Source organism: Bradyrhizobium sp. Crot121, from assembly GCF_059512385.1.
Map to the genome: position 1 here is coordinate 128,695 of NZ_JCAMOR010000003.1, position 23,064 is coordinate 151,758.

Genomic DNA, 23,064 nt, shown 5'->3' on the forward strand with positions numbered 1-23,064 from the left:
TCTTCGATGGCGGGCCGCAACATCAACGTCAGCGAGACAAGCCGGCCGAAATTGCCGCGGCATGCCAAGCTGAAGTTCGACGAGACACGACAGGTCTGGGTGATCCTGGCGCCGGAACGCGTGCTGGCGCCGGATGAGATCGCGGTCGAAGTGCTGCAGCTCTGCGACGGCGAGCGCAGCGTCGCCGACATGGTCGATCAGCTCGCGGCGAAATACGCCGCACCGCGCGAGGCGATCGCGACCGACGTGATCGCGATGCTGCAGGATCTGGCGGACAAGGGTTTTCTGAGCGAAGCACGGGAGAAGACGCCATGAGCGACATTCTCACCGACGGCAAGACAACGGCCGCGCCGAATGACGGGCTGGCGGTCCTGGAGCAGCACCGCTCGACGGCGACGAGCTATGGCATTCCGCTGGCGGTGCTCGCAGAGCTGACGCACCGCTGCCCGCTGCAATGCCCCTATTGCTCCAACCCGGTCGAGCTCGACCGTGCCGGCAGCGAGCTCACCACGGAGGAATGGAAGAAGGTGATGACCGAGCTCGTCGAGCTCGGCGTGCTGCAGATCCATTTCTCCGGCGGCGAGCCGACCGCGCGCAAGGATCTCGTCGAGCTGGTGCAGCATGCTAATGACGTCGGGCTCTACACTAACCTGATTACGTCGGCGGTGCTGCTGACGAAAGAAAAGCTGGCGGCGCTCGCCGATGCCGGCCTCTGCCACGTGCAGATCAGCTTCCAGGGCAACGAGCCTGTTGTCGCCGACCGCGTTGCGGGCCTGAAAAATTCGCACGAGAAGAAGATCCAGGCCGCCAATTGGACGCGCGAGCTCGACCTGCCGCTCACCGTCAATGCGGTGATGCACCGCCAGAACCTGCACCAGCTTTCCGATATCATCCAGATGGCGGTCGATCTCGACGCCGACCGACTCGAGGTCGCCAACGTGCAGTATTACGGCTGGGCGCTGAAGAACCGCGCCGCCTTGATGCCGACGATCGCGCAAATCGAGGAGACCAGCCGCATCGTCGAGGAGGCGCAGGCGCGGCTGAAGGGCGTGCTCGCAATCGACTATGTGGTGCCGGACTATTACGCGCTGCGACCGAAGAAGTGCATGGGCGGCTGGGGCCGGCAGTTCTTCAACATCTCGCCGGCCGGCAAGGTGCTGCCGTGCCATGCCGCCGAAAGCATCACCGGGCTCCAGTTCGAATCCGTGCGCTCGAACCATTCGATCGCCTGGATCTGGCAGAACTCGGAAGCCTTCAACCGCTATCGCGGCACCGGTTGGATGCCCGAGCCGTGCAAATCCTGCGAATTCCGCGAGATCGACTACGGCGGCTGCCGCTGCCAGGCCTTTGCGCTGACCGGCGATGCCGGCAACACCGATCCGGCCTGCACGCTGTCGCCGATGCACGAGAAGATCTTCAAGCTCGCGGAGACCGAGGCGGCCGGTGGCAACAACCGCTTCCTCTATCGCAATTTCGCCGGCGGCACGCTGGAGACGGAAGGCGACCATGGCGCCTGACGCCGAGGCGGGCAAAGCATCGCGCCGCACGGATCCCTTCGCGCCACTGACCTCCGAATTCTTAGGCGTCGGCGACGACCACGAGATCTATGTCGAGAGCGTCGGCCGCGAGGGCGGCGTGCCTGCGGTCTATCTGCATGGCGGCCCCGGCAGCGGCTGCCAGCCGGATCACCGTCGCCTGTTCGATCCCGAGCGTTTTCACGCGGTGCTGTTCGACCAGCGCGGCGCCGGACGCAGCCGCCCCAAAGGAAAGCGCGAGGCCAACACGCTGCCGCTTTTGATCGCGGACATGGAGGCGATCCGGCAGAAATTCGGTTTCGAGCGCTGGCTGGTGGTCGGCGGCTCCTGGGGCGCGACGCTCGCGCTGGCCTATGCGCAGGCGCATCCCGATCGCGTCACCGGCTTGGTGCTGCGCGCGACATTCCTTGGCACGCGCACTGAGCTGGAAGGCGCCTTCCTCGACACGCTGCCGCGCTTCTATCCCGCGCTGGCAGCGGACTTCCTGAGCGTTCTGCCGGCCGAAGAACGCGAGCAACCACTCGAGGCCTATTGGCGCCGCATCCTCGATGCCGACGCGGCGGTGCACGGCCCGGCCGCGCGCGCCTGGCATGACACCGAGCACATCCTCTCCGTCCACGCGCCCAGCCGGACACGGCTCGATCTCGCCTCGCTGAACTCGTCGCGCGCCTTGCCCGCGACGCCGATCATGGAGGCGCATTACTTCGCCAATGACTGCTTCATGGCACCCGACCAGTTGATGAACGAAGCTGGCAAGCTTGCAGGAATTCCCGGCATCCTGGTGCAGGGCCGCTATGATCTGCTGTGTCCGCCGGCCACCTCGTTCGCGCTGGCCGCGCGCTGGCGAGAGGCCGAAGTCCGCATCGTCGAAGGCGCCGGGCACATCCTGTACGACCCCGGCGTCCGCGATGCCGTGATGAGGGCAATCTCCGACCTCGCCTCGCGCAAGCGGGATTGATATCGCCGAGGCCCGCGCTTCACATCGGTCAATGCTGAGGGCACCTGCCAGGCGGGCAGGCAGCTCCGCCGCGCCCCGCCGGAGCAGCGGGCCGCGCCGCTGGCGCCGCGCGCTGCACCTGATGCATCTGCGGCGGCGGTGATGCGACCCGCGGCGGTGGCGGCGCGGCTGCCCGCGGCGGTGGCGCCGCAACGCGCGGAGCAGGAGCTGGCGGCGGTGCGACCGCCGCACGCGCGGGCGGCGGTGTCCGCGCCGCAGCCGGCGGCGGTGACGGGCGATGCGCGGCAGCCGGCGGAGCGACGGAAGGCGTCGGCCTTGCCAATGCGGTTGCCGCAGGCGCGTGGCGCGACGGCGGCGCGCCAGCGGCCCTCGGAACATCCGCTGGCCGTGCGGCCGATGGGCGCTGTGCGGGCGCTGCCCGGTTGAGTTTCGTGTCGGTCGGCGCAGCGGCCGCGCTCGGCGAAGCTCCCGGCCTGGTCGCGTTCGGCTGCGCGGCCGTGGCAGGTGCCGTCGCGGTCTGCGGCGAAGGCCGCCCCTTGGTCCCAGCCGGCGCATTGGCGCCAGCCGCGTTGGGAGCTGTGCCGGGCGGCGACGTCAGTCTCGACGCCTTGGTGCCCGCATCAGGTTGCGCGGCGGTCGCGGGCGGCGGCGCCTGCGGCAATGGCTGCCTTCCGGCGCCTGGCAATGCATTCGCGCCGGGAGTGTTGGGTGCCGCGCCCGGCGTGGCTTGTGTCGGCGCACGCGGCGCAAACTTGGTGCCCAGCGCCGACTGACCGGCGCCCTGCGGCGATGGCTGGACTAGATTGGCCCGCTGCGCCGCGGCCGGCGGCAGCGATGGCGCAATCGCCGGTCGAGCTGCGCCACCACTGAACTTCGTTCCGAGCGCGCCGAGCTGCGCCGGAGTTGGGTTCGGATTGTTGATGACGTTGTTGATGATCGTCGTGTTGTGGATGTTGGCGAACACGATGTTGTTCGGCGGCGGCGCAACATAGATCGGCGGCCGGACAAAGACCGGGATCGGCACGAACAGCGGAACAGGCAGCACGAACACATCCACCGGAGGCGGCGGTGGCGCCAGCACCACGAAATCCGGCGGCGGTGGCGGCAGGAAGAACACCGGCGGCGGCGGTGGCGGCGCAAAGGCGTACACCGGATCATCGAAGTAGAGCACCGGCCGGTCGTCCACATACGTCAGCTCGTCGGGCGGCGGCGGCCCAACGTCGTAGTCGATCGGCGCAAAGGACGGCGGCGGCTCCAACGCCGCCGAAAGGATTGTAAGACGCCGCCGCGCATCGGCCGCATGAGGGCCGCGCGGATAGCGATGGAGATAGGACCAATAGGCATCAGGCGAATCGCTGCGATAGCTCCGACCCCAGGTGATCGCCTCGCGCCGCGCGGCAACGATCGCCCTCACCCGCTTGGCGAGCGGATCATTCGGAAACGCCTGCAGGAAGTCTTCGTAGCCCTGCAGCGTGTCGCGCTCCAGCGCGGCCGCAAAGGCGTCCTTGGCGTCGAAGTCGCGGATCGGCTTGTCGCGGGCGCTGGCATCGACCTGGGTCGGCGGCGCGTCCTGCTGCCGTTCGAAGAACATGAAGGGCGTGTCGATCTTCTGCGCGTTCCACGGAATCTGAGCGCCCTTGGTCATCTCGCTGACGCGCAGGCGGACGCGGTCGAACAGTTCAGGCAGCGGCAGGCCGCCAGCGCGGATCATCTCCGCGAGCGCCTGCGCGTAGGCGCCGTAAGGCGGCTGTCCCTCGGGCGCGATCGTGCCGGGTGCGGCATTGAACGCCACCAGCATCTTCGCGTCGGGCTCGACCAGCGCGAGGCCGCCGGCGAGCGGCTGCCCCTCCTTGGCGAAGGAATTCGCACGCGCGCCATCGAGCACGATGATGTTGGCCTTCACCGGCAGCGCCGAGAGCTGGCGCATGTAGTCCGACAGCCGCAGGCCTTCGACCGGCACGTCGATGTCGCGGGCGATCTTCGCATCGACCGGAATGAAATAGTTCTCACCCGTAAGCTGCACGCCATAGCCGGCGAGATAGACAAAGGCGACCGTGTTCGGTCCCGCCTCCTGCACCTTCTGCACGAACTCACGGAACGACTTCCGCAGCGTCTCGCCGTCGAGGTCGCGCGCACCGACGACGTCAAAGCCCGCGGCCTGCAGCGTCTGCGCCACGAGACCCGCATCGTTGGCCGCCGTCGGCAGCGCGCCGGACGCGTAGGCGCCATTGCCGATCACCAGCGCGAGCCGCTTCTCCTGCTCTTGCGCCTGTGCGGGCAGCGCAATCGATGACACCAGGCCGATGAATAATGCGAGCAGAATGCGCGTCATGATCGTATCCCCTATCGGATGCCAATCGATTGGATTCCTCGACGGGTGAACCACCGCTGAACAGGAATTACGCCAATTATGGCAATCCTTGGCCTCCCCTGTACGTTCCACTGGCTTTTCGTCGCGGCCCTTTCGGCGCGATCAGCGAATGGAACCGTGGCTAGGGTCGCCTGCACTTGAAGCTGTCAGCGCTCAGCATGATTCCGCTGCTCAGGTTAGGATTCGGAGCCGGCGCATTTTCATGCGGACAAAGACCGCGTTGATCTAACTCAAGCGTTCTTGCGCGTGATCAGGATTGTCTCTCGTTTCAAGCTCGGAGTCCGACCTCAGCTCGTTCAAAACACGGGGACCAGGTCTTATGCGCGACCTTCGCAGTGCAATTGCATCCAGCCTGATGGCATTCGCCGCGTGGACGGTAACGACCAGTCCGTCACTGGCGGACACCGGTAGTGTGCATGTCCTCTTCTCCAAGGCCGGAATCATCGCCGCCGTCGGCAATGGTACAGGCGTGCTGACATTCCACGGCAAAAAATATCCCTTCGACGTTTCGGGCGCGAGTTTTGGCGCGACGCTTGCGCTGTCAATTGATGAGTTCGTCGGGCAGGCCCAGAACCTGCACAATCCCGCCGATCTGGCAGGCACCTACACTGCGGTCGGAGCCGGAGGTGCTCTCGTGGCCGGAGCCGGCGCTGTGCGCCTGCAGAATGCGAATGGCGTCGTCCTGGTGCTTAGCGGACCGAGGTTGGGCGTGGAGCTCTCGGCCAGCCTGGCCCGCATCACCATTACGATGAAGTGACCGGGACCTACCGTCTGTGAAGCGTCTTCCGCTGGTCGCGTTCAGTGGGCGGTAAACCCGCCATCCACCACGAGCGCATGCCCGATCACGAAACTTGCGCCGGGGCTGCACAGCCAGAGAACGGCAGACGCGATCTCATCGGGGCGACCAAGCCGACCGATCGGTTGATCCCGCAGGATTTCCTTCATCGCTTCCGGCTCTTTGGAGAGCATCTCGGAAACCATGGGTGTGTCGATGGTGCCTGGGCACACCGCGTTGATGCGAATGCCGCGCGCTGCATATTCGAGCGCAGCGCTCCTGGTCAGCCCAATCACTCCATGTTTGGTGGCGTGGTAAGCCGCACGCCCTGGCAGACCTATCAGGCCGCCAATGGACGAGCAATTGACGATGGCGCCGCTGCCCTGCTCTCGCATGTGGTTGAGCTCATGCTTCATACAGGTCCAGACGCCGCGTAAATTGATGGCATTGACCCGATCGAATTCTTCGCCCGAGACGTCGGCAGTCTCGATCGCAGGCGACTGCACGCCGGCATTGTTGAACGCAGCATCCACCCGCCCGAATTCCGATACGGTCCGTTCGACCGCTGCGGCGACGTCACCTTCATCTGCAACGTTGCATTGAATCCCGATCGCCTTATGGCCGGCCGCCGCCAACGCATCGGCGGCTCGGCGGACGGCATCTTCCCGGACATCGACGAGCGCGACAGCCGCGCCGGCGTCCGCGAAAGCTCTGGCGGTGGCCAAACCCATGCCGGATGCAGCGCCCGTGACCAGCGCGACCTGGTTCTTGAAAGGCAGATACATTGAATTCGCTCCTATTAGTGCTTGTGTAGAGGACGGGCGACCCGTTCAGGCCGATTGAGATGCGGGTCCTTGGATCATTCATTCTGCAGCTTGTAACGCAGCCAGATAACGCCGCCCTCGAGCACCTGATGGCTCTCGAGAGTCATCGATCGGACGGGCGCCGATCGTCCCTGCTCCTTCTCTAGCGAGTCGAACACGGCCGGCGCGCCCTTCGCGCCGTCTACCGTCGGAAACAGGATCAGGCTCACCTCGTCGACGAGCCCTCCTCGCAGGAAGGCACCGTTGGTGATGCCGCCGCCTTCCAGCAACAGACGTTTCACGCCGAGTTCGCGGTTCAGGACGTCCAACGTCAGCGGCAGATCGAGTTGTTGCTTTCCGCCGAAGACGTAGGAGATCCCCTCGCTGCGAAGTCCCGCCAAATGTGCATCCGAGACCTCCTCCGTCAGCACGACGACGATGGGATCATTGCCGATGTCCGAGCGGCCCCACACGATCTTCCCATGCGCGTCCAGCACGATGCCGTAGGCCTTTGCGTCGCGATGCGCGAGCCAGGGCTCGCGCGGGAAGACATCCTTTGTGGACGAGGGATACTTGCTGCCCTTGGCATATTCCTGACCGGTTGTGCGTCCGACCAGCCAGGCGTCGCCTCCGAGCTCTTCGTGCAATCGGTCGAACAGCCCTGGCGACACGCTGGCCTCAGGACTCCAGCGGCTGAGAAGTGTACGGCCATCAATACTCGCCGCCATGTGGCAGATGACGTAGGGCTTCATTCGATCTCTCCATCCAATCGCGGCTCGATCACTTGCGGTACTGCTCGTCGCTGACCTTCTCCATCCAGTCGACGTTCTTGCCCTCGAGCGATTCCTGGATGGCGATGTGGGTCATTGCAGTGGTCGGCGTCGCTCCGTGCCAGTGCCTGAGGCCTGGCGGGAACCACACCACGTCGCCTGGCCGCACCTCCTCGATCGGTCCGCCGGCGCGCTGCACCCACCCCAATCCCGATGTGATGATCAATGTCTGGCCGAGCGGATGCGTATGCCAGGCGGTCCGGGCACCGGGCTCAAAGGTGACCTGCCCGGCGCCGACCCGCGCCGGATCAGGCGCCTGAAACAACGGCTCGACGCGGACCGAACCGGTGAACCATTCCGGCGAGCCCTTGGCGGCGGGCCGCGAGCCATTTCGCTTGATCTCGATATCCATGTCTCCACTCCTTCGCTCGGTGGTCGACTTTTGCGCTGCGGCCCTGCCGATCACGGTCAGGGCGAACCCGGCCGCGCTGCCAGCGATCAATCGTCGACGCGAGTACGTCCGGATCATGCTAGCGGGGCCGCTTCTCGATCACCTCCTTGACCACCGGCGCCGCGGAAAACGCGTTGGGCCAGCCGGCATAGAAGGCGAGATGGCCGAGCACCTCTCCGGCCTCTTCCCGCGTCAATCCGTTATCCATCGCCCGGTTCAGGTGATAGGTGATTTGAGCGACCTGTCCGGTCGCGACGAGTGCGCTTACGGTGACGAGGCTGCGGTCCCGAGGGGCAAGGCCGGGTCTCAGCCAGAGATCGCGGAACAGCACGTCGGTCGTGTACTGAACAAGACTGGGCGTGATCTCGCCGAACTGCTGCCGGACGCGCGTCGCCCGCTGCGCCTCCGCAGCCTCGTCGAGGGGGAGCTGCGGTCCGGACGCTGGCGGGAGCTGATCGGCTCCGATGTTGCGGCTCCTGAAAACCTCGCGCGCGGCCGGAATCGCGTTCATTGCATTCGCCCAGCCGGTGTAGAACGCCAGATGCGTGATGATTTCCGACAGCTCCGACGGCTTCACGCCATTGTCGATGGCGAGATCGAGATAGTATGGCAGCTCGACCGTCTGGGCGCGGGCGATCAGGGCTGCGACGGTCACGATGCTGCGATCCCGCGCCGAGAGGCCGGGCCTCTTCCAGAGATCGCCAAGCACAACGCCTTGCGCGTAATTTTCGAGGGCGGGCGCGACCGCCCGAATATCTTGGGGCGTGGGCATCGTTCTTGCTCCATTGGTTGCGGACGTCTGGGCCGAAGCCTGCGCCATCAGACAGAGTGAGACGGCGGCGGCTGCGAGCACTCTCATGGAGAACTCTCCTCGGTAGCAGATGGCTGGGTCAGCGATCGCGGGCGAACGTAGCGCGTTGGGCATCCGAGGATTAGATGATAAAATCCGATCAGATTTATCGGAGTGGCCTATAAATGGACCGCGAGAACGCGAGCGATCTACTTGCCTTTCTGGCAGTGGCGCGGGAGCGAAGTTTCACCCGGGCGGCGGCAAAGCTCGGAATCTCGCAACCGACCCTCAGCGAGATCGTCCGCGGCCTGGAAGAGCGGTTGGGTGTCAGGTTGCTGAACCGCACGACCCGGAGCGTCACACCAACTCAGGCCGGCGAACGGCTGTTCCTGAAGATCGGGCCCAAGTTCGACGAGATGGATGTCGAGCTGGCGGCCTTGGGCGAACTGCGCGAGAAGCAGGCAGGCACGATCCGGATCACCGCCACGGAACATGCCGCGGACGCGATCCTGATGCCTGCCCTGGCGAACATCCTGCCGCACTACCCGGATATCAAGGTCGAGGTGCTGATCGACTACGGTCTCACCAACATCGTCGCGGCCCAGTACGACGCCGGGATTCGGCCGGGCGAATTGGTGGCAAAGGACATGATCGCTGTCCGGGTGGGGCCGGACCTGCGCATGGCGGTCGTGGGCGCGCCCTCCTACTTCTCCAACCGGAAGCGGCCGCGGACGCCGCAGGATCTGACCCATCACAACTGCATCAACCTTCGCCTGCCCACGCATGGCGGGAGCCTCTATGCCTGGGAATTCGAGAAGAACGGGCGTGAAGTGAATGTGCGCGTCGAGGGCCAGCTTGTCTTCAATGGCGCCGGCGCGCTGCTTAGCGCCGCCTTGAAAGGCTTCGGGCTCGCCTACCTGACCGAGGGGCATGTGCAGCCGTATTTGTCGAGCGGCCAGCTTGTGCGCGTCCTGTCGGACTGGTGCCCGCCGTTCTCCGGCTATCACCTCTATTATCCGAGCCGCAGGCAGCCATCACCGGCGTTCTCGCTGCTGGTCGATGCGCTTCGGTACCGCCGCAAATGATCGCTGCTGGAGTTTTGTCGAGGCGCGCCAAAGCCGCAGCGTTTCAGCCACGGCCTTGGACTGGATCACGTGCACGCTCAGCAGCACCTTCTGACATGTCCACCTTCACACCTTCAGCGTTCACGAGACGAGAGGATGTCGTTCAAGGAAGTCCTTGATGGCTGCGTTCACGGGTCCCGGGTTCGTCATGTTGACGGAGTGACCGCCCGCAATCAGGATCAGTTCCGCATTGGGGATTGCTGCCTTCATGGCTTGCGCCCTCGAAAGTGGAATGGCGGCATCAGCATCGCCATGGATGACCAGTGCGGGGACGCGGATCGAGGAGATCTTGTCGCTGATGTCGTCTCGGCGAGCGAGCGTGTCGAGACAGCTCAAGAGATTTGGCGCGGTCATGGCACGCCACTTTTCCCTCCATGCGGAGGCGCCAGGCCAGTTGGGACCGAAAATGATGTGCTCGACCGTGGTGGCGATTTCGTCCGGCAGCTTGCCCGCGATCCATGCACCGAGCAGCGCGCGATAGCTCGCGAGTGTTTTCGGATCATCTACGCCCGCCTGCGTTGCGATCAAGACCAAGGCACGGACGCGTTCGGGATTCATCAAGGCGCATCTCATACCAAGGAAGGAGCCCTGAGACACGCCGACGAGAATCGCGCTGTCGATGCCGAGAAACGAAAGGAGCGCGGAGAGATCGTTTGCAGAATCGTAGTACGAAAAGGCGGGCAACGTTTCCGTGGCAGTCTTCCCATGCCCACGCTCGTCCCACACGATGCAGCGGTATCTGTCCCGGAACGCCATCACCTGCGGCGAGAACATGGTGCCGTCAAGCAACAGTCCGTGCGAGAAGACAATCGCCGGGCCAGCGCCGCCCGTATCCTCGTAATAGAGCCGCTGACCGTTAACGTCCGCGTAGGGCACTTCTTGCTCCTGCTTACCATCTCCGTCATTGAAGCATGCGACATCGGCCCGACAAAGGCGACGGAATTTGAGCTACGGCGGTAACAGAGCGGCTCGCCAGCGGCGCGCCGGACGATTCCTCACAATGAGTTCAGCCGAGCGCGCAACTGGACGTCGGTCTCGGAAGCGAGTTCGAGCAAGCCGCGATAGGGATCGCCGTCTATCCCAAGAACGGCTGCGAAGGCGGGCTCGGTCTTGATCCCGAGCGACCTTTGCTGAAGGACGGCCTTGCGGAGGCGTCCGTCGTCGAGCGCCAGCAATCTTCTTTCGATCTCGAAATGCAACCAGCCGTCCTGCTGATCCACCGGCCGAGTGTCGCCGAACACCTCGAAGGGCCACCCGCTCCATTCGAAGCGAGCGACCACCGGTCGTCCCGCGGAGGTCCACTGATAAAGACGGAAGCCATCGCAGGATTGGTATTGTTTCCAGATCGCCTCGGCAAAGACCGCCGGGCCAAATGCGTGACAGACGATGTCGATATCGCTGCCCGGCACGGAAATCGCCAAGGGAAGAGTGCCGACGACATGGGGATCGAACGCACGGAGCGTATCCAACACACCTGAGCTACTGATCGCGGCTTCGTATTCCATCGTTGCTCGCCGAGGCACGAACCGCCGCCACGCCGGCTCTCAGCCTTTCAGCATTCGCAGTACCACATTTCATGCGATCCTCCATCATCGCTCCCAAGAGTTGCTGGACTTAGCGGCTCGTGAGATATTTGCGCACCTGTTGGCGAGCCGTCCCAGTCGTCAATCCGGAACTACTCGCCTTCGTCAAACGCTGAGGGAGAGTGTCATGAAGATCATCGTCATCGGCGGCACCGGGCTGATCGGATCGAAGCTGGTCGCAAAGCTCAGCCAACAGGGACACGAGGCCGTGCCGGCCTCTCCGCGGTCGGGCGTGAACGCGGTGACCGGAGAAGGGCTCGCGGCCGCGCTCACCGGCGCGCAAGTCGTGGTGGACGTTTCCAATTCGCCATCCTGGGAACCTGCCGCAGTGCTCGACTTTTTCGAGCGTTCCACCCGCAATCTCGTTGCTGCGGAAACCGCAGCCGGCGTGACGCATCACGTCGCGCTATCGATTGTCGGGACCGACCGCTCGCCGGATATCGCCTATTTTCGTGCCAAGATCGCGCAGGAGACACTGATCAAATCGTCCGGCGTTCCCTACTCCATCGTCCGTGCGACCCAGTTCTTCGAATTCCTGAGCGCCATCGCCGAAACCGGAGCGATCGGGAACAGGATTGTCGTTCCGTCGGCCCTGTTCCAGCCGATCGCGGCCGACGATGTCGTTGACTGCCTGGCAGAGGTCGCGGTCGGGCAGCCGCTGAACGCGACGATCGATATTGCAGGCCCGGAGAAGGCGCCCTTCAATGAATTCGTTGCGCGCCGCCTGAAGGCATCAGGCGACAGCCGGCTCGTTTTCGGCGATCCAACCGCAGAGTATTATGGCGCGCCGATCGACGATGCCTCGCTGACGCCCAGCGGTACAGCCAGGCTTGGACCAACCCGCCTGGAGGCTTGGCTCGCGAGACTCTAACGTCGGTCGAGGCTCGGCTGACCCAGACTCGGAGTTTCCGCACCGACCTCAGTTCGTGATCTTGTCGAATTGAATCAGGCTGAACGAGCCGGCGCTGGAGAGCCCTGCAAAGGTGAAGCCGGCCGCCTCGGCAAGGGTGCGGTACTGGGCTTCGGTGCGCTCCAAGCCACCCGGTTCCCGCAGCATGTTGAGGTCGCTCATGGCGCGCTCGCGATGTTGAGCGGCCGTTGTGGGAAGCTCCGGCATGATCCGCTCGACGATGATCAGCTTGCCGCCCACTGGAAGCGCATCCCGGCACTTGCGCAGTATGATCTGGCTCCGATCGTCCCTCCAATTATGGAGGATGCTCTTCATCAGGATTGTATCGGCGCCGCTCGGGACCGCCTCGAAGAAATCGCCGGCAACGAACCGGCAGCGGTCGGCGATGCCAACCCGATTGAAATGCGCTCGCGCCTCCTTCTCGCAGCGTGCAAGATCGCACGCTATTCCCGTGAGATACGGATTATGCAGCAGCACGCCGGCGATCAGCTCGCCTGAGCCGCCGCCGAGATCCATGACGACGCGCGCGGTCGAGAAATCGTATGCCTGCACGATTTTTGGAACGAGGCTTCGCGTCAGACTGACCATCGCAGCATTGAAACGGGCCACAAGTTCCGGCGAGCTGCCCATCACGGCATAGCGATCATGTCCCTCTCCCCGCATCTCGGTCGCGGTCTTCCCGGAGCGAACGGAATCGACAAGGCCGGACCAGGATCGCACGAGGACTTCGCCTTCGAAGAGAACCCAGTCCTTGAAAGAGGGATTGGCATTGCGATCAAGCTGTCGGCCGAGGTCGGTGATCGTAAACCTGTCCCCGCCTGCCCGGTTGCAGACCCCAATCGTTGTCAGCGCAACGAGCAGCCTGCGCAGCGCGCTTTCGTCGGCGGACACCAACCGGGCAAGCTCGGCCATCGATTTTGCATCGTCTCCGATCGCCTCCGCGAGGTCGAGCTTGGCGGCAGCATAGATCGCCGCCGTTACGCGGTGGGATTGCACGAGATCGAATATCGATTCTGATCCGTTCATGTGTTCCTCCAACAGGATGAGAGCCCGGGACTGCAGTCGATCGGAGTCTTCAATTGGTCGGAGTGAATCCCGTTGCTTGCACGATCGCTTTCCAGCGTTCGGATTCGGATGCGATCAGCCGGGCGAAGTCGCCCATCGCGATCGCGTCGGGCTCTACTGCCAGCTTTACCATGCCGGACCTTACCTCGTCGATGCGGAGGGCAGCCTGGATGGAATCATTGAGGCGCTCGACAATATCCGCCGGCGTCTGCGCGGGAACGAAAAACCCGTACCATGTGAGGTCCTCAAGCGAGGGATAGCCGAGTTCTCGCACCGTCGGCACATCAGGAAGAAACGGACTGTGGCGCGGTCCGGTGGTCGCCAGCGCACGAAGATCTCCGGATCGGACGAGGCCCAGTGAACTTCCGACCGGCATAATGGCCGATGCGATCTCTCCTTTGACCAAATCCTGGATCGCGCCATTGCCTTGATAGGGCACATGAAGAAAATCAAAGCCCGCGGTGCGGCCCAGCATCGCGCCGAGGAAATGCAGCGTGGTGCCGGCACCTGCCGTGCCGTAGGTGGCCTGCTTTGGGTTGGCGCGGCACCAGGCGACGAAATCTGCAAGGGTCCTTACGTCACCCGGCACCTTCGGACCTACCGTGAGCAAGGTCGGAGTCGAGGCGACGGTCGACACCGCCGTGAAATCGCGCGGCTCATATCTGAGCGTCTTGTAAACGTGCGGAAAGAGCATCATGAATCCAAGCGGCGCGAACAGCAGGACGGTTCCGTCGGCGTCAGCCGTCTTCACCGCCTCGACCGCGACACGGCCGGCGGCGCCTGGTCGGGTCTCGACCACGATCGTCTCCGCATAATCCTTCATCTGGCCGGCAACGAGCCTTGCCAGGGCGTCCTGCAACCCCGGCGTAAAGCCCGTCAGTATATGCACGGTTCTTGCCGATGGTTGCGCGATGGCATGCTGCACGAGACCCGCGGCGGAGAACGCGACACCGGCCGCCGACACGGTCAACAAGTCACGACGTGTGATCATCAACTGTCTCCCAACCTGATCTCATTCCGCGCTTACTCTACCTTTGGATGTAGCACGGCGAGGATGGACAGGCTTGGTCTCCGGCTTACTTTTTCCTTATCGTCGGCTTACTCTTGCGCTCGGGCATAAACTTCCATGATTGGCCGCCGTGCGGGGAAGTCGCTTGCGTTATTTTTTTGAAGATTTTTCATTTGATACCGCACGGCGCGAGCTGCGTCGCGGCGCGGATATCATCGCAGTCGCGCCGAAAGTATTCGACTTGCTTGGCTATCTGATCGGCAACCGGGACCGCGTTGTCAGCAAAGACGATCTCATCAAAGCCATCTGGCAAGGCCGCATCGTTTCGGATGTGGCCCTGACCACGCGCCTGAATGCTGCGCGCAGGGCGATTGGCGACTCCGGGGACGAACAGCGCCTCATCAGAACGTTTCCGCGCAAGGGTGTCCGTTTCATCGGCACGGTGCACGAAACGGCTGTGCCAGCGGGCGCAACGGTGTCGGACGGCTCGCCGAAACCGGGCTTTGCCATTCCTGATAAACCTTCGCTGGTCGTCCTGCCGTTCACCAATCTCAGCTCCGATCCCGAGCAGGAATATTTCGTCGACGGCGTGACCGAGAGCCTGACCACGGATCTGTCGCGCATGGTCGGGATCTTCGTGATAGGCCGCAACACCGCTTTCACCTACAAGGGCAAGCATGTCGATCTGAAGCAGATCGGTCGAGAACTCGGCGTTCGCTATGTCCTCGAGGGTTCCGTGCAGCGTAATGGAAGCCGCATGCGTATCAACGTTCAGCTCATTGATGCCGAGACCGGCAATCACCTGTGGGCCGAACGGTTCGACAAGCCGATCGCCGATCTCTTCGACATGCAGGATGAAATCGGCGCGCGTCTTGCCAATCAGCTTGGAACGGAATTGGTCACGGCTGAGGCGCGGCGGGCGGCGCGGGCGCCGCTTCCGGATTCGATGGACCTGTATTTCCAGGGCATGGCGTGTGTGAACCGGGGATCGGACCCGGCCAACCTGTCGCATGCGCGCAGGTTCTTCGAACAGGCCTTATGCCTGGATGCCGGCAACGCTGAGGCAATGGTTGGCATGGCGTTCGTCGATGCCATGCGGGGAACGTCCATGCAGACCGGCGACCGGACCGCACGCCTTCTGGCGGCCGAGACGTCTTTGACCAAGGTCCTGGCGTACGTGCCCAACCACGCGATGGCGCATTGCCTTCTTGGCGTCGTCCAGATTTTTACCAAGCGTGCCGCTCAGGGCATCGCCGAATGTGAGCGGGCCTTGGCGCTGGATCGAAATCTGGCCACAGCTTACGCATGGATTGGGCTTGGCAAATGTTATCTCGGTCGAGCCGAAGAAACTGAAGCCTACGTCATGGAAGCATTTCGGCTTTCGCCACGTGACAACCGAGCGTTCAGTTGGATGAATACAGCGGGTGTCGCGCAGTCCTATCTTGCAGCCGATGAAGCGGCCGCCTACTGGTTTAGGCGCTCCATCGAGACCAACCGGAATGTCGCCGCGTTCGTTCACTTCTACCTTGCCGCGGCCTTGGCACATCTCGAGCGGATCGAGGAAGCACAGGCTTCGGTACAGGCGGGGCTGGCCCTCGATCCCGATTTCACGCTCTCCCACTTCCTCGCCATCGCGCCAATGGACAACCCGACCTGCCTCGCGCAGCGCGCACGGATCGCCGAAGGTATGCGCAAAGCAGGGCTACCGAACGGCTGAATAGCCGGACAGTAATTCCGCAGTTGGAAACTTCTGGAGAACACTAATGCCCTTGGCCGGAAAAGGCATGCTGCTGACGTCGATGGATATCGATCCCGCTGATGAGGCCGATTTCAATCGCTGGTACGACCGCGAGCATCTCGAGGAGCGCGTCGCCATTAATGGTTTCCTGGAGGCGCGTCGCTACGTCGCACATGAGGGAAAACCGAAATATCTCAGCCTCTACTCGACTGAGACCTTCGAGGTGTTGGATAGTCCGGCCTACCGCACCGCACTCGCCAACCAGACCGAATGGTCCAAGGCCAACATCGCGCGCTTCAAGAACATGATCCGCGGCGTCGCGCGCATCACCATCAGCCGGGGCACCGGCCGCGGCGCTGCGCTCGGCATCGTCCGGCTTCGTCCGCCCGGCGAAGGCAAAGACAGACTGCGCGAAGCGCTGCGCGACCAGCTCGATCCCGCCAAGCTCGATGGGATCATCTCCATCCATTTGATCGAAAACGACCCTGCCCTTTCGAAACCGCTGACATCAGATACATCGAATGCCGCCCCGGGCGCCGGAGACTGGTTCGTGCTGATTGACGCGACCGATGTAAGGGCCGTCCCGACCGCCTTGGCGCTGGTGACTGACAACGCCGCCTGCAAGCCGCTGGTGATCTCCAGCGGCACTTACCGGCTGATGTGGGACCTCGCCAAGAGCGACCTGCCCCGCGCGTAATCCGCGGCGGCGGTGTCACGAATTGTTGCACCGCCGCATAAAGCCTTCATGGAGCTGAGCGGCAGGCGCGTGCTGCACCGCGCGAATGCCTGATGTCGCGCAGAATTGGCTTGTGTGCCTGATCTGGAATGGCTCTAATAAGAGCCGTCTATGATGCAATTGGAAAACCAGAAGAACGCCCGTCCGTTGGGCGTTCGCAGGCAAAGATAAGGCCGCGCATCTGACTTTGGGCTCCGACTTGGGTCCCGCGCGGATAAGGTAGGAATGAAACCGACTGATATCTCGGCGCCGGACTACTTTCACAAAGTAGTCGACTGCCAATGGGCCTGCCCCGCACATACACCGGTTCCCGAATATATCCGTTTGATTGCCGAGGGGCGTTACAGCGACGCCTACATGATCAACTGGAAGTCCAACGTGTTCCCCGGGATTCTGGGCCGCACGTGCGACCGTCCATGCGAGCCGGCCTGCCGCCGCGGCCGCGTCGAGGAAAATCCGGTCGCGATCTGCCGCCTGAAGCGCGTGGCAGCCGACTTCAAGGACGATATCAAGCACCGCCTGCCACGGCCCGGGCCGAAGAACGGCAAGCGCATTGCGCTGATCGGCGGCGGCCCCGCTTCGCTCACGGTGGCGCGCGACCTTGCCCCGCTTGGCTATCACTGCACCGTGTTCGACCAGGATCCCAAGGCCGGCGGCATGATGCGGACGCAGATCCCGAAATTCCGCCTGCCGGATTCGGTGATCGACGAGGAAACCGACTACATCCTGGGCCTCGGCATCGAGTTCAAGGGCGCCCACCGCATCGACAGCCTGAAGCAACTGCTGTCCGAGAACTATGACGCGATCTTCGTCGGCTCCGGTGCGCCGCGCGGCCGCGAGCTCGACATTCCCGGCCGCAAGGAGGCAGCCGCCAACATCCACATCGGCATCGAGTGGCTGTCGTCAGTGTCGTTCGGCCATGTCGAGAAAATCGGCCGCCGCGTGATCGTGCTCGGCGGTGGCAACACGGCGATGGATTGCTGCCGCACCGCGCGCCGCCTCGGCGGGGCGGACGTGAAAGTGATCGTCCGCTCCGGCTTCGACGAGATGAAGGCCTCGCCCTGGGAGAAGGAAGACGCGCTCCATGAGGACATCCCGATCCTCAATTACATGGTGCCGGTCGCCTTCATCCACGACAACGGCAAGCTCACCGGCGTCACCTTCCAGAAGGTGAAGGCCGAATACGACGCCAAGGGCCGGCGCAATCTGGTGCCGTCGGGCGATCCCGACGAGACCGTGGCCTGCGACGACGTGTTGGTCGCGGTCGGCCAGGAGAACGCCTTCCCCTGGATCGAGGCCGATTGCGGCATCGAATTCGACAAATGGCACATGCCGAAGGTCGATCCGACGACCTTCGCCTCGACCAATCCAAAAGTGTTCTTCGGCGGCGATGCCGCATTCGGCCCGAAGAACATCATCTGGGCGGTGGCGCATGGCCATGATGCCGCGTTGTCGATCCACAAGATGCTGTCCGGCGAGGACATTAACGAGCGCCCGCTGCCCGAGGTGCACGTTTCCTCGCAGAAGATGGGCATCCATGAGTGGAGCTACGACAACGACATCTCCACCGACAAGCGCTTCAAGGTGCCGCATCGCGACAAGGTGATCGCGCTGAAGGACATCCGCGCCGAGGTCGAGCTCGGCTACGACCTCAAGCTCGCACTCGGCGAGGCCGAGCGCTGCCTGAACTGCGACGTGCAGACCGTGTTCACCGCGCCGCTCTGCATCGAATGCGACGCCTGCGTCGACATCTGCCCGATGGATTGCATCACCTTCACAGAGAACGGCGAGGAGGACGATCTGCGGCAGCGGCTGAAGGCGCCCTCGCCGCATCACGACCAGGCGCTCTATGTCGCCGACGGGCTGAAGACCGGCCGCATCATGGCGAAGGACGAAGACGTCTGCCTGCATTGCGGGCTGTGCGCCGAGCGCTGCCCGACCGGCGCCTGGGACATGCAGAAATACCTCATCGATATGGTTCACGCGGGATCAACATGTCAGTCCAAAGCCCGATCAGCAGCGTAAACGACTTCGTCGTCCGCTTCGCCAACGTCAACGGCTCGGGTTCGGCGAGCGCCAACGAATTGTTCGCGCGTGCGATCCTGCGCCACGGCGTGCCGGTGTCACCGCGCAACATCTTCCCCTCCAACATCCAGGGCCTGCCGACGTGGTATGAAGTGCGGGTGACAGAAGCCGGCCATCTCGGCGCCCGCGGCGGCGTCGACATGATGGTGGCGATGAACCCGCAGACATGGGACAAGGACGTCGCCTCGATCGAGCCCGGCGGCTATCTGTTCTACGATTCAACCAAGCCGATGCCGTCGTCGAAATTCCGCGCCGACATCACCGTGATCGGGGTGCCGCTGACCGCGATCACCAACTCGACCTATACCGATCCGCGCCAGCGCCAACTGTTCAAGAACATCATCTATCTCGGCGCGCTGTCCGCGCTGCTCGAGATGGATCCGAAGCTGATCGAGCAACTGATCGGCGAGCAGTACAAGGGCAAGGAGAAGCTGCTCTCCTCCAACGTCCATGCGCTGCATCTCGGCCGCGACTGGGCGCTGCAAAACCTGAAATGCCCGATCGGGCTCAGGGTCAAGAAGGCCGACAAGGTCGGCGACCGCATCTTTCTGGAAGGCAACAGCGCCGCCGCGCTCGGCGCAGTCTATGGCGGCGCCACGGTCTGCGCGTGGTATCCGATCACGCCGTCATCTTCGCTCGCCGAGGCCTTCACCAACCACTGCAAGAAGCTGCGGCACGATCCGGAGACCGGTCAGGCGAAATATGCGATCGTGCAGGCCGAGGACGAGCTTGCTTCGATCGGCATCGTGATCGGCGCCTCATGGAACGGCGCGCGCGCCTTCACCACGACCTCCGGCCCCGGCATCTCCTTGATGACGGAGTTCATTGGCCTCTCCTACTTCGCCGAGATTCCGGCCGTGATCATGAACGTGCAGCGCGCCGGTCCTTCGACCGGCATGCCGACGCGCACCCAGCAATGCGACATCATCGCCTGCGCCTATGCTTCGCATGGCGACACCAAGCATGTGCTGCTGTTCCCGGAAGATCCGGCGGAGGCGTTCGAGTTTGCCGCGACCGCCTTCGATCTCGCCGAGCGGCTGCAGACCGTGATCTTCGTGATGCTCGATCTCGATATCGGCATGAACCACCGGCTGTGCCGGCCGCTGCGCTGGGACGACGCGCGGCAATATGACCGCGGCAAGGTGATGACCAGGGAGATGCTGGAAGAAGGCCGCGATTTCGGCCGCTATCTCGATGTCGACGGCGACGGCATTCCCTTCCGCACCTATCCCGGCACGCACCCGACCAAGGGCTCGTACTTCACCCGCGGCACCTCGCGCGACCGCTATGCGCGCTATTCGGAGGAAGGCCCGGTTTACGCCGACAACATGCAGCGCCTGGTGCGCAAGTTCGAGACCGCGCAGGACCTGGTGCCGCGGCCTCTGCAGGCCAATGCGGCCAAGCCGACCAAATATGGCGTGATCTATTTCGGCTCGACCGCGCCGGCGATGGACGAGGCGATCGAGATTCTGGACTCGCGCGGCCATCATCTGGACCGGCTGCGCATCCGCGCCTTCCCGTTCCACTCCAGCGTGGCGAGCTTCATCGCCGACCACGATTTCGTTTACGTGGTCGAGCAGAACCGCGACGCGCAGCTCCGGCAATTGATCGTCAACGAGAACGGCATCGATCCCGTGCGGCTGGTGCCGATCCTGCATTATGACGGCACGCCGATCACCGCGCGCTTCATTGCCAACGCGATCGGCGACCACCAGGACCATCTCAAGGTGACCCCTCTGCGCAAGGCCGTGTCATGACCGATGTTTTGATTTCTCCGGCGTCATGCCCGGGCTTGACCCGGGCATCCACGCCTTTCTTTCTCCTGACCAGTACGTGGATGGCCGGGTCAAGCCCGGCCATGACGCGGCGGGGACCGCAGGTGTTGTTATGACCCACATTGCAAAGCCGAAATTCCATCATCCCGGCCTCAAGAAGAACGAGCTCGGCTATACCCACCGCGACTACGAGGGCAAGATCTCGACGCTGTGCGCCGGCTGCGGCCATGACTCGATCACAGCCTCGATCATCGAGGCTTGCTACGAGCTCTCGATCGAGCCGCACCGGGTGGCGAAGATCTCGGGCATCGGCTGCTCCTCGAAGACGCCGGACTATTTCCTCGGCAATTCACACGGCTTTAACTCCGTGCATGGCCGCATGCCGTCGGTGCTGACAGGCGCCAACCTCGCCAACCGCGACCTGATCTATCTCGGCGTCTCCGGCGACGGCGACAGCGCCTCGATCGGCTTCGGCCAGTTCGCGCATTCGATCCGCCGCGGCGTCAACATGACCTATATCGTCGAGAACAACGGCGTCTACGGCCTGACCAAGGGCCAGTTCTCGGCGACCGCCGACCGCGGCTCGAAGTCCAAGAAGGGCGTGGTCAATACCGACAACGCAATCGACCTGGTCGCGATCGCGCTGCAGCTCGGGGCCACCTTCGTGGCGCGCAGCTTCTCCGGCGACAAGACCCAGCTCGTGCCGTTGATCGCGGCCGCGATCCAGCACAAGGGCGCGTCCTTCATCGACGTCATCAGCCCCTGCATCGCCTTCAACAATCACGCCGGCTCGACCAAGAGTTTCGATTATGTCCGCGAGCACAACGACGCCGTGAACCGGCTCGACGTGCTGGTCGGCCGCGAGCCGATCCATGTCGACTATGCGCCCGGCACCGTGCAGGTGGTCGAGCAGCACGACGGCTCGCGGATCGCGCTGCGCAAACTCGATGCCGATTACGATCCGCATGACCGGGTGGGCGCGATGACCTTCCTGCAGAAGCACGCCGCCAAGGGCCAGATCGTCACCGGGCTGTTGTACGTCGATCCGGAAGCCGAGGATCTGCACGCCCATCTCAACACGGTGGACACCCCGCTCAATACGCTGGATGCGAAGGCGCTCTGCCCCGGCTCCGCCGCGCTGGATAAGATCAACACCAGCCTGCGCTGAAGCTGGCGAAATCAGATCAGAACGATTGACGGTGCTCCTCCCTCTCCCCGTTCTTACGGGGAGAGGGTTGGGGTGAGGGGCTCTCTCCGCGAAGACGGTGAGAGACGTGCTCGCGGAGGCTCCCCTCACCCGGAATTCAAGCTGCGCTTGAATTCCGACCTCTCCCCGCGTGCGGGGAGAGGTGAAGGCAGAGCGCACGCCCTCACTTGTCGCCGAGCACGTCGCCGAACAGGACCCATGACTTGCCGTCGAAGCGCGCCATCTGGATTTGCCTGATCGGCGTGACATTGGTCGGCTCGGTCGTCACCTTGATGCCCGGCAGCAGCATCGGCAATTCGAGCCCGTTGAGATTGCTGGCCTGCTTAATAATGTTATCGCGGCTGAGATCGTCCTTGCAGTTCTTCAGCACCGCAGCCATCACGCCAGCAACCGTATAGCCCTGCACATTGAAGAGATCGCCGGGGCTGGCATTCGGCTGATACTTCTTCATCCAGGCCGAGAATTCCTGCTGCGCGGGATCGTCGGCCCAGCGCGGATCAGTCGGGTCCTTCAGATACAGGCCAGTAACAACACCGACGGCGTTCTCAAGACCAGCAGGTTCGAGCACGGCGGATACGGAATTGGAGACGGTCGGCAGGATGATCAGCGGTTTCCAGCCCATGCCGGCGGCCTTGCGCAGCGCTTGCGCCGCGAACTTCGGTGTCGCCTCGGCAAAGAACACGTCTGCGCCGGACTCGCGCATCGACACCATCTGTGAATCGATGGTCGGATCGCTGGTCAGATAGGTCGTCTCGGATACGATCTGGCCGACATGCTCGCCGAGCCCTTCCTTGAAACCCCTCAGATAATCCTTGCCGGCGTCCTCGTTCGGCGTGATCACGGCGATCTTGGCGTCCGGCTTGGTCCGCAGAATGTACTTGGCGTAGAGCCTGCCTTCGAGTTCGTAGGTCGGGTTGAAGCCGACGGTCCAGGGGAACTGTTTCGGGTCGTTCCACCGCGTCGCGCCCGATGAGACGAAGAGCTGCGGCACGCGCTTGATGTTCAGGTATTTCTGAACGGCGATGTTGGGCGCGGTGCCGACGGAACTGAACAGCGCAAGCACCTCATCCTGTTCGACGAGCTTGCGTGTCTGCTCCACCGTCTTCGACGGCGAATAGGCATCGTCCAGGCTGTCGAATTCGATCTTGCGGCCGTTGATGCCGCCCTGGTCGTTCAACATCTGAAAATACGCGGCTTCCGCGCGCGCGATGGTGCTGTAGGCCGATGCGGGCCCGCTGTAGGGCGCGGTGTTTCCAAGCTTGATGGTGGTTTCGGCACTGAGCGAAGCTGACATCGTCAGCATCGAGAGCGCGGCGGAGGCGAGAGCGCCCGCCAGACATTTGCGAGTTGTCACGGTCTATTTCCTTTTTGGTTTTTTC

The 23,064-nt window shown here is 63.4% G+C and carries 21 protein-coding genes; 11 read left to right on the forward strand and 10 right to left on the reverse strand.

The genetic code is table 11. The features are described 5' to 3' along the window. Positions 1–6 precede the first annotated feature (6 nt). From pqqD to pip, 3 genes are read left to right on the forward strand one after another with little or no spacing between them, the layout of a single operon-like run. On the forward strand, positions 7–315 hold the full coding sequence (gene pqqD / locus AC5ZGW_RS04795; RefSeq protein ID WP_130231453.1) for a pyrroloquinoline quinone biosynthesis peptide chaperone PqqD: 309 nt from the start codon (positions 7–9) through the stop codon (positions 313–315). Further along, positions 312–1,517 (forward strand): pyrroloquinoline quinone biosynthesis protein PqqE, encoded by a 1,206-nt coding sequence (pqqE, locus tag AC5ZGW_RS04800; RefSeq protein WP_130231451.1) that lies wholly within the window; start codon positions 312–314, stop codon positions 1,515–1,517. Before pqqD ends, pqqE begins: the two co-directional genes overlap by 4 nt. Further along, positions 1,507–2,493 (forward strand): prolyl aminopeptidase, encoded by a 987-nt coding sequence (pip, locus tag AC5ZGW_RS04805; protein ID WP_130231449.1) that lies wholly within the window; start codon positions 1,507–1,509, stop codon positions 2,491–2,493. The genes pqqE and pip overlap by 11 nt, the downstream gene beginning before the upstream one ends. 28 nt (positions 2,494–2,521) lie before the next feature. Here the strand turns inward: pip and AC5ZGW_RS04810 are convergent, their stop codons facing one another. Continuing rightward, positions 2,522–4,825, reverse strand: coding sequence for a caspase family protein (locus tag AC5ZGW_RS04810; protein ID WP_496113875.1), 2,304 nt, complete (start codon positions 4,823–4,825; stop codon positions 2,522–2,524). A gap of 358 nt (positions 4,826–5,183) precedes the next feature. Here AC5ZGW_RS04810 and AC5ZGW_RS04815 point away from each other — a divergent pair, with 358 nt between their 5' ends. Beyond that, the gene (locus AC5ZGW_RS04815; RefSeq protein WP_130224413.1) at positions 5,184–5,621 is read left to right on the forward strand and encodes a hypothetical protein; all 438 of its coding nucleotides are present in this window, start codon (positions 5,184–5,186) and stop codon (positions 5,619–5,621) included. A 41-nt stretch (positions 5,622–5,662) separates the two neighbouring features. Here the strand turns inward: AC5ZGW_RS04815 and AC5ZGW_RS04820 are convergent, their stop codons facing one another. From AC5ZGW_RS04820 to AC5ZGW_RS04835, 4 genes are all read right to left on the reverse strand, one after another. Then, complete coding sequence (locus AC5ZGW_RS04820; RefSeq protein WP_130224415.1) at positions 5,663–6,424, reverse strand: glucose 1-dehydrogenase; 762 nt, start codon at positions 6,422–6,424, stop codon at positions 5,663–5,665. Between the two features lie 74 nt (positions 6,425–6,498). Further along, positions 6,499–7,194, reverse strand: coding sequence for a RibD family protein (locus AC5ZGW_RS04825; protein WP_130224417.1), 696 nt, complete (start codon positions 7,192–7,194; stop codon positions 6,499–6,501). A gap of 28 nt (positions 7,195–7,222) precedes the next feature. Further along, a complete protein-coding gene (locus AC5ZGW_RS04830; protein ID WP_207230964.1) occupies positions 7,223–7,618 on the reverse strand; it encodes a (R)-mandelonitrile lyase in 396 nt (131 codons plus the stop codon). Between the two features lie 124 nt (positions 7,619–7,742). Continuing rightward, positions 7,743–8,522, reverse strand: coding sequence for a carboxymuconolactone decarboxylase family protein (locus tag AC5ZGW_RS04835; protein WP_130224421.1), 780 nt, complete (start codon positions 8,520–8,522; stop codon positions 7,743–7,745). A gap of 116 nt (positions 8,523–8,638) precedes the next feature. Here AC5ZGW_RS04835 and AC5ZGW_RS04840 point away from each other — a divergent pair, with 116 nt between their 5' ends. After that, positions 8,639–9,538, forward strand: coding sequence for a LysR family transcriptional regulator (locus AC5ZGW_RS04840; protein ID WP_130224423.1), 900 nt, complete (start codon positions 8,639–8,641; stop codon positions 9,536–9,538). 120 nt (positions 9,539–9,658) lie between these two features. Here the strand turns inward: AC5ZGW_RS04840 and AC5ZGW_RS04845 are convergent, their stop codons facing one another. Next, positions 9,659–10,453: an alpha/beta fold hydrolase gene (locus AC5ZGW_RS04845; RefSeq protein WP_130224425.1), complete on the reverse strand. Its 795-nt coding sequence runs from the start codon at positions 10,451–10,453 to the stop codon at positions 9,659–9,661. Positions 10,454–10,572: 119 nt separating this feature from the next. Continuing rightward, positions 10,573–11,082, reverse strand: a complete 510-nt coding sequence (locus AC5ZGW_RS04850; RefSeq protein ID WP_130224427.1) for a DUF4269 domain-containing protein — start codon at positions 11,080–11,082, stop codon at positions 10,573–10,575. A gap of 205 nt (positions 11,083–11,287) precedes the next feature. On the opposite strand from AC5ZGW_RS04850, the gene AC5ZGW_RS04855 reads away from it, so the two are divergent. Beyond that, positions 11,288–12,031 (forward strand): SDR family oxidoreductase, encoded by a 744-nt coding sequence (locus AC5ZGW_RS04855; protein WP_130224429.1) that lies wholly within the window; start codon positions 11,288–11,290, stop codon positions 12,029–12,031. A gap of 48 nt (positions 12,032–12,079) precedes the next feature. Here the strand turns inward: AC5ZGW_RS04855 and AC5ZGW_RS04860 are convergent, their stop codons facing one another. Next, positions 12,080–13,096: a methyltransferase gene (locus tag AC5ZGW_RS04860; RefSeq protein ID WP_130224431.1), complete on the reverse strand. Its 1,017-nt coding sequence runs from the start codon at positions 13,094–13,096 to the stop codon at positions 12,080–12,082. Positions 13,097–13,145: 49 nt separating this feature from the next. Further along, positions 13,146–14,126 carry a Bug family tripartite tricarboxylate transporter substrate binding protein gene (locus AC5ZGW_RS04865; RefSeq protein WP_130224433.1) on the reverse strand — a complete coding sequence of 327 codons (981 nt, stop codon included), beginning with the start codon at positions 14,124–14,126 and terminating at the stop codon, positions 13,146–13,148. Between the two features lie 163 nt (positions 14,127–14,289). Here AC5ZGW_RS04865 and AC5ZGW_RS04870 point away from each other — a divergent pair, with 163 nt between their 5' ends. From AC5ZGW_RS04870 to AC5ZGW_RS04890, 5 genes are all read left to right on the forward strand, one after another. Continuing rightward, a complete protein-coding gene (locus AC5ZGW_RS04870; protein ID WP_130224435.1) occupies positions 14,290–15,861 on the forward strand; it encodes a winged helix-turn-helix domain-containing tetratricopeptide repeat protein in 1,572 nt (523 codons plus the stop codon). Positions 15,862–15,907: 46 nt separating this feature from the next. Beyond that, positions 15,908–16,579 carry a DUF4286 family protein gene (locus AC5ZGW_RS04875; protein ID WP_130224437.1) on the forward strand — a complete coding sequence of 224 codons (672 nt, stop codon included), beginning with the start codon at positions 15,908–15,910 and terminating at the stop codon, positions 16,577–16,579. A 264-nt stretch (positions 16,580–16,843) separates the two neighbouring features. Continuing rightward, the gene (locus AC5ZGW_RS04880) at positions 16,844–18,643 is read left to right on the forward strand and encodes an FAD-dependent oxidoreductase (RefSeq protein WP_130224439.1); all 1,800 of its coding nucleotides are present in this window, start codon (positions 16,844–16,846) and stop codon (positions 18,641–18,643) included. After that, complete coding sequence (locus AC5ZGW_RS04885) at positions 18,613–20,460, forward strand: 2-oxoacid:acceptor oxidoreductase subunit alpha (RefSeq protein ID WP_165435091.1); 1,848 nt, start codon at positions 18,613–18,615, stop codon at positions 20,458–20,460. Before AC5ZGW_RS04880 ends, AC5ZGW_RS04885 begins: the two co-directional genes overlap by 31 nt. Before the next feature lie 130 nt (positions 20,461–20,590). Further along, positions 20,591–21,646: a 2-oxoacid:ferredoxin oxidoreductase subunit beta gene (locus AC5ZGW_RS04890; protein ID WP_130224443.1), complete on the forward strand. Its 1,056-nt coding sequence runs from the start codon at positions 20,591–20,593 to the stop codon at positions 21,644–21,646. A 202-nt stretch (positions 21,647–21,848) separates the two neighbouring features. Here the strand turns inward: AC5ZGW_RS04890 and AC5ZGW_RS04895 are convergent, their stop codons facing one another. Beyond that, positions 21,849–23,039 (reverse strand): ABC transporter substrate-binding protein, encoded by a 1,191-nt coding sequence (locus tag AC5ZGW_RS04895; RefSeq protein WP_130224445.1) that lies wholly within the window; start codon positions 23,037–23,039, stop codon positions 21,849–21,851. Positions 23,040–23,064 lie beyond the last annotated feature (25 nt).